This is a genomic window from Bacteroidia bacterium (assembly GCA_025056095.1).
GTDB lineage: Bacteria > Bacteroidota > Bacteroidia > JANWVE01 > JANWVE01 > JANWVE01.
In genome coordinates this window covers 1-7,226 of record JANWVW010000141.1, presented here as the reverse complement: position 1 = coordinate 7,226, position 7,226 = coordinate 1, and the positions used below count along the sequence as shown (strand labels likewise).

Annotated in this window: 2 protein-coding genes and 4 tRNA genes; 5 read left to right on the top strand and 1 reads right to left on the bottom strand. The window is 35.8% G+C overall.

The window, feature by feature from the left end; genetic code table 11:
* Window positions 1-223: 223 nt before the first annotated feature.
* Window positions 224-3,397: an ATP-dependent helicase gene (locus tag NZ519_10040; GenBank protein ID MCS7029089.1), complete on the bottom strand. Its 3,174-nt coding sequence runs from the start codon at window positions 3,395-3,397 to the stop codon at window positions 224-226.
* 238 nt (window positions 3,398-3,635) lie between these two features.
* On the opposite strand from NZ519_10040, the gene NZ519_10035 reads away from it, so the two are divergent.
* From NZ519_10035 to NZ519_10015, 5 genes are all read left to right on the top strand, one after another.
* Window positions 3,636-3,708, top strand: a tRNA-Gly gene (locus tag NZ519_10035).
* Window positions 3,709-3,716: 8 nt separating this feature from the next.
* Window positions 3,717-3,802: transfer RNA gene (locus NZ519_10030), tRNA-Leu, on the top strand.
* A gap of 5 nt (window positions 3,803-3,807) precedes the next feature.
* Window positions 3,808-3,880: transfer RNA gene (locus NZ519_10025), tRNA-Gly, on the top strand.
* 97 nt (window positions 3,881-3,977) lie between these two features.
* A tRNA-Gly gene (locus tag NZ519_10020) sits at window positions 3,978-4,050 on the top strand.
* A 767-nt stretch (window positions 4,051-4,817) separates the two neighbouring features.
* Window positions 4,818-7,226 (top strand): PAS domain-containing protein (locus NZ519_10015; GenBank protein ID MCS7029088.1); only part of this gene is annotated, 2,409 nt, incomplete at its 3' end.

Here is a 7,226-nt window from a genome sequence, read left to right as displayed (position 1 = left end):
TTAGCGTAGCCCGTAGCACGCCGACCTTGTGGGCATGAGCGCAAGCGAAACGCCCACAAGGGCACGCCCAAAAAAATCATCAGAAAAACAAAAAATATTCCTCAAATATAAGAAAATCAGAATTATTTTGAAAAGTATCGTTTAGCTTTTGAAAAAAACATACCTTTTGCCCCCTCTTGTCTATGCTTATGTACCTACCAAAACTAAAAACCCAGCCCACTTACTACCAACACAATTGATAATAGCTACAATTTTTACATTTTTTCTTTACCTCTAAACCATCCACACACTCAAAATCCCCGTTCTTGATACCTTTAAGAGTAATCTGTATAGCTTCTTCAACCATATCTTGATAGCCATTACCCAAATTTATTTCTACTTCGTTAGTATTACTATCCTCTTTTTGACCATTCTGTGATGCTTCCCTAAAAAAGTAAATTTTAGCTTGTTCAATTGGATAATTTTTCTTTTGCGCTAAGTAAGCATAAAAAGCAATTTGCCACCAATAGTCCCCTTTACCACCTACATTAAATGAAACAGGCAAAATATCTTCCTTATCTAACCTACCTGTTTTATAGTCAATCAAAGTGAACTTAGAGTTACTTTCAAAAAGCGTATCTATTATTCCGACCAAAGTAGTTTTGAGTCCTGCTTGGAATGAATAATATGGAATTTCTATTCTCTGTTCAGGTAGGATATTATTCATTTTTTCCCATTTTGGGCTGTAATACTCATAAAAACGCCCTAATTCCTTTTGACCTTGTTCCAAACGATCTTTATACTGCTGCGGAGTAAGCATGAATTTTTGTGAGTACAGGGATTCTGTAAAAAGGTCTAATAACAAAGATTTGGGGGGAATGTTTTGGGGTCTAAGCTGTTCAAGAAACGCTTTGCAAGCTGCATGGATAGCTGTCCCATACACCACTGCGTGATGCGGAGCTGTAGGTACACGTAGTATGTGTTGATAGTAAAATTTTCGCTTGCAATATCTATATGTGTTTAGATGAGATGCAGATAGAGTAAAAGACTTTTGGTAAATTTCTACAATATCCTGATTTACAGATAAATTAGGCTTAGGAAGCACAGCAGACTGAAATTTTTCCGCTATTTTCTTTAAAATGTCCTCTTCGGGAATACTTATCGTTCTTTTTTCTATTAACTCAGAATTTTGAGATAATAAACTGTACCATGGTAATTCTTCTTTTTGAGTTTTCTTTTTAGGTGTAGATTCGTTTTTTGAAAATACTATGTTAAGATATTTTTTTGCTCGGGTCATACCTACAAAAAATAAGCGCCGTTTTTCTTCTGTATCAGCTTGTTCATCTTTTATTTTGGATGCAAGTATTTTAGGCAAAACAAAACTTTGATGGGACTTAGATTCCCACGAACTTTTATCACACCTAATTAGATACACGTGCTCAAATTCTAAACCTTTCGCACTATGATAAGTAGAAAGAAAAACACCTTTTTCTTTACCCAGCCAATTAGACATTCTAATCGGTACATCAAAATCTTCATGTTCTTTGATATCTTCTATCCACTGTGAAAAATTTTTTTTGGGATATCGTTGCACCCATGTTTGAGTATATTCAAAAAAAGAGTCTAAAACTAATAGCAACTCTTCTTTATCAGGATGCTGTACAGCATAGCTTACAAAGCCCCCTTCATACACTATCGTTTGTAATACCTCCGTGATAGGTAAGCATATTGCTATCCATTTCCAACGTTTAATTTTTTGTCCTACTTCATAAAGTCTCTCGTAGTCATGTATGCCTATACTTTGTAATAGTTGAGGACTATCTAAATATTCTATCCATTGGGCTGAAGTTTGGTGTTCTGGATTGTTGTGCAAGTTTTTATGCTTAGTAAAGCAAAGTTTTTGAATATCTATCCAATCCAATTGCCACAGGGGATTCATCAAAATTCGAAAGAGCAAATCCTCTCGCACAGATAAACCTTTTGCAGCAGGATTGATGTAGTAGAGAATATCTAGCAAATGCTTTATTAAATAGTGTTCAAGTATGTTAACATCTCTACGAATTTGATACGGAATGCTTAAGGCTTTGAGCATATTTGCAATAGATTTCAAGTTATCATTCTTGGGTGCTAAAACGGCTATTTCGGACAAAGGTAGCTGTGGTTGCTTTTTTTGTATTTCCTGAATCTCATGGACAATAAAAGCATCTTCTAAACGAGTATCTTGTACAGTTATTAAAGTGGGCTTGATATCAATAGTTTGACCTTTAGCTAAAAGGCGTTTTTTATCTTTTTTAATATCGTTCAATATGGCTTCAATTTTTGGGTCCTGCGCGCTTCTACCATGATAGGACAGTCTTTCTTTATTTTCTTCCAAAATCGTATAGGCGGCATCAAGAATACTTTGCGTGCTTCTGTAATTATCTTGCAGCACTATAATTTGTAGGCTATTTTTATACCTTTCAATAAAGTCCATCATATTTTTTAAGTTGGCACCTTGGAAACGAAAAATAGATTGATCTTCATCGCCAACTACAAAAATGTTAGATTGATCGCCCCAAAAAGCTGTAAGATAATTGAGTATTTTTTGCTGCGAACCGCTTGTGTCTTGGTATTCATCAACTAAAATGTACATAAATTGCTCTTGACAGTCAGATAGAAAGTCAGGGTTTTCTTCAAAAGCTTTCAAAACCTCGTTAATCATGTCATCAAAAGTATATAAGTTATTTTCTTTCAGTAGTTGATGGTAGTCAATAATACATTCTGCGGCTTTATATGTATTTTCTAACTTTTGGCAGTATTCTTGGTATTTTCTTTCATTTAAGTCTCCTTTCTTGTAGCCATTTGTATTCTGTGTGTATAAGAATTCCTCACTATATTTAGCTTGTTCTTTTTCTTTGTCTATGGCTTTTCTTAATTCTTCAAGCGAAATACTTTCTTTTATCAGAGTATCCAACAGGTTGCTGAGTCTTTTAAGATGAGCATAAGGATTATTAGGACTTTTGACAGGATGATTATACGGCTGTTTATCAATAATTTGACGAAGAATTTTAATTTTTGTCAGTTCATCTAACACAGTTTTATGCTCAAAATCAGGGAATATTTCTGGATTATTGAGAATAAGCTCGTTACAAAAAGAATGAAAAGTAGCAATTTTAACTTTTTCAGCTTCTGCGCCAATCAAATATCTTAGTCGCATTCGCATGGCTATGCTAGCTGCATCGGTATAGGTAAGGCAAAGTATATTTTGAGGGTCTACACAAGCCTTTCGTAAAATATTGCCAATACGCATAGATAACACTTGTGTTTTACCTGTACCTGGTCCTGCTATTACCATTACAGGACCTTCTATAGCTTCTACAGCTTTTTTTTGTCTTTGATTTAATTTTTTATACTCCTCTTCAAATTTGTGTGTGTTCATATCTACAAAGTTATATTTTTTTGCTGATTATTGCAAAATTCTATTTTTTTGTATGATCTTTTAGTCAGTCCTGACTTGAAAAGCACGCTTGAGTTAGTTTTAGTTTTTGACCTTATCAGGATAACTGTTGGATATAACTCTTTTATCTACAACAAGTTCTACAACTTTTTTATCTTTTTAAGAAAAGATTCTTGACATCTATTGAAAATAGGGCTATATTTGCAATCTACTTATTTAAGCGGAAGTAGCTCAGTTGGTAGAGCATCACCTTGCCAAGGTGAATGTCGCGGGTTCGAATCCCGTCTTCCGCTCTACGAAAGCCGTGGTGGCGGAATAGGTAGACGCGCAGGACTTAAAATCCTGTCTGTAGAAATACGGGTGCGGGTTCGAGTCCCGCCTACGGCACACTTGCGGAAGTAGCTCAGTTGGTAGAGCATCACCTTGCCAAGGTGAATGTCGCGGGTTCGAATCCCGTCTTCCGCTCAACAAAAACCGCAGCAAAATAAACATACACGCAAAACCTAAAATCTTATTTGTATAAGCCTAATATGCAGACTTGAACACTGCTTACAGTGCACTTGCGGAAGTAGCTCAGTCGGTAGAGCATCACCTTCCCAAGGTGAACGTCGCGGGTTCGAATCCCGTCTTCCGCTCAAAAGCATCAGATTGCCAAGTAAATGGGTTGTATTTTCTTTATATTAGCATTTCCCCCAACTATGACTGTAAGTGCTGACTTTCAATAAGACAGAAATTAAAGATAAAAATAGCTGTAAAAAAGCCCGAAAGCTAATATCAAAAATTCCAAAGTGGATAAAAAATTGATTTTTTTAACCCAAACGAAACATATATTTTTTCAAAAGTTGAACACTTTTACTTAAAAAAATTATGTAGACTTGGGCAGTATCTTCAGTTTTCTTCGGCAAAAAATAATTTTGCTTTTATCAAATGCACCCCTATATCCTATGCTTCGCTCTCAAAAAACACGTTTTAGTGTGTTTTATGGAGAGTTTGAGCTTGTAAGTGCTTGTACTTCAAGCTCAAACAAGGTAAAGACATAATGGTACAGGTCCTCTGCGTGAGGGGCATGAAGCATGCCCGCAAGGGCAGTGCGTAGCGTTAGCGAAGCACCGAAGCGAAGCGCAGTGCGGAATGCCCCGACCCTTGCGTCAGCAAGGGGCACGCCCAAAAATAAAATTATTATTTTTTAGACCGAATACAAATCACTAGCAGCAAACTTGAAATTTGTAATTTATTGAGTCCATTTTATAGAATTCTTAAATACAAAAAATTGATTTTGAGTATTTTACGATACGTATATTATACAAATTGTGTAGTTATCTATTATACTTACATATTACATTGGAACTACTTAACTTACTTTATTGTTATAAAAGGCACTTAACTAAAACCTTTGCTGTATATGATAACTCAAAAGATAAAAAAATCACTAAAAAATGCAATAGCATCGTCAATAGAGCTTGAAAGCTCTATTCCTGTAGCAGAGCAGAGAAGAATACTATTTACCCAAAGAATGGCTTACTTCATTTGTGCCACAATGCTTATTTATATTCCTTTGGGTATCTATAGCGGAAGAGACATACTGCTCTACAGCTTAATTTTTAGCTTTCTTTTTTTTGTAGGAATTATCATACTCATCCACAGAAGAAAGTTTCTCTTAGGAAAGATACTGCTATGCACAGAACCAGTAATTCATCTCATACTAATAGAGCTTACACAAGGCGGACGACTTCACTTATTCAATATCGTATTTATCGCTACTCCTTTCATTTTATTTAATTTTAAGAATGAAAAAATATATCCTATTCTTTTGGGCATAGTGAATACTTTATCCGTAGTGATATGTGAGTTTGTTATTCGTTATCCTGAATATAACCCGTTTGTAAAAAATCCTGTACCTTGGGAACTTGAATACGCTAACTGGATATTTGCATGTTTGATTAACTTATCTTTGGTTTCATTACTTGCATTGACTAATAGCCAAAATGAAGACAAAATAATCGAATCTCTTCACGAAACTAAGAAACTTAACCAGGAAATTGCATCACGCGAGGAGGAACTAAAACAGAATTTAGAGGAGTTACAGGCTATGCAGGAGTCTTTGGTTAGGGAGAAAGAAAGCACAGCCTACAAGAGTGCATTGTTTAGTGTAGCAGCCAAAGCCAATGAGCAGTTATTAACCCAAAAAAATCCATCGGAAGTAATACAGTTTATTTTACGTACAGTAGGTCAGACATTAGGTTTAGAAAGAGGTTATTATTTTGAAAGAGATAGTTTTGAAGAGAGCGAGGTAGCCACGGTTAGTCAGAAAATAGAATGGGTTGTAAGTCCAGAATTTTCTGCGGTTGATAATCCAGCGATGTATCAGGTGCCTATCAGCGTGTTTAGTGATTTTTACACTGTTATTGCTAAAAATCAAATTTACCATGCTGTTGTCAATGACTTACCTTCGGGAGAGTTTAAGGATATTCTTGTTTCAATGGGCATAAAGGCGTTGATAGTTGCACCTGTTTTTGTCCAGGAACGCTTTCACGGTTTTGTTGGATGGAATCTCTATACTCGGGATAAAGTATTTAGCATTGATGAGGTCAATATAGTATATTCGCTATCTTACTCACTTTCAGTAGCTTTACAGAATATTCAAAACGAATTACAAATTCAACAAAAGAACCAAGAGTTGATAGCAAGAGAGGAAGAGCTAAAACAAAATTTAGAAGAGTTGCAAGCTACTCAAGAACAGATGCGTTTAGCTCAAGCTGAAGCAGAACGTAACGCTACCAATGCCCAGAGAATTTTTGAAGCCGCTCCTGTGGGTCTGTTTATTAGCAAGGTAAGTAATAGGACAATTATCCAAGCTAACCAAGCTATGGCTAAACTACTCAAAATACCTGTCTATGAAATTATAGGGCGAAGCACTGTTAGTTTTTACGCCTCAGAGGAGCAAGCTAAGTCAGTTTTTGCCGAAATAATTGAAAAAGGTAAGTTTGAAGACAAAGAAATTGACTTAAAATTAGATGATGGTAGTATCATTACGGCACTAGCATCGGGACAAGTAATGACATTAAACAATGAAAAAGTGATTATAGCAGGGCTAAACGATATTACTGCTTTGAAGAAAGCCCAAGCAGAGCTAAAGGATTTAGCAGCCAATTTAGCCAAAAAGGTAGAAGAGCAGACCGAAGAAATTAAACGCTCCTTTGCACAAATGGTACAAAATGAAAAAATGGCTGCTTTGGGACAACTAGTAGCAGGCGTAGCCCATGAAATTAACACTCCTATTGGCGCTATCAAAGCATCTGCGGAAAACATGGAGGAAAGTTTACCTCGCTTGATTCATCAGGCTTTACATACAGATGCTCCTATTGATCTTAAAGAAATACTAGAAAAGTCTATTTCCGAATTACTAACTCAAAGAGTTGCACTCACTTCTCGTGAGGAGCGAGCGCATAGAAAACGGATTATAGAAATTTTAGAGCAACATAACATTCAGAATGCATCAGACATTGCTTTTGCATTGGTTCAAGTAGGATTAGTTCAAAACGTAGAAAGTCTTATTCCTATCTTTTATCAAGAAAACTATCAAGAGATATTAGACTTACTTTTTCGCATTGGAAGGTTGAAAGTTAATATAGATACGATTTTGTTAGCTACCAACAAGACAAAGAAAATTGTATCTGCACTTAAAACTTACACGCATAGACAAGCCGAGGAAACACTTACACCCACGAATATCAATGAAAGTCTAGAAACTGTTTTGATTTTGTACCATAACCAAATGAAGCACGGCGTAGAGGTGATTACAGATTTTGCT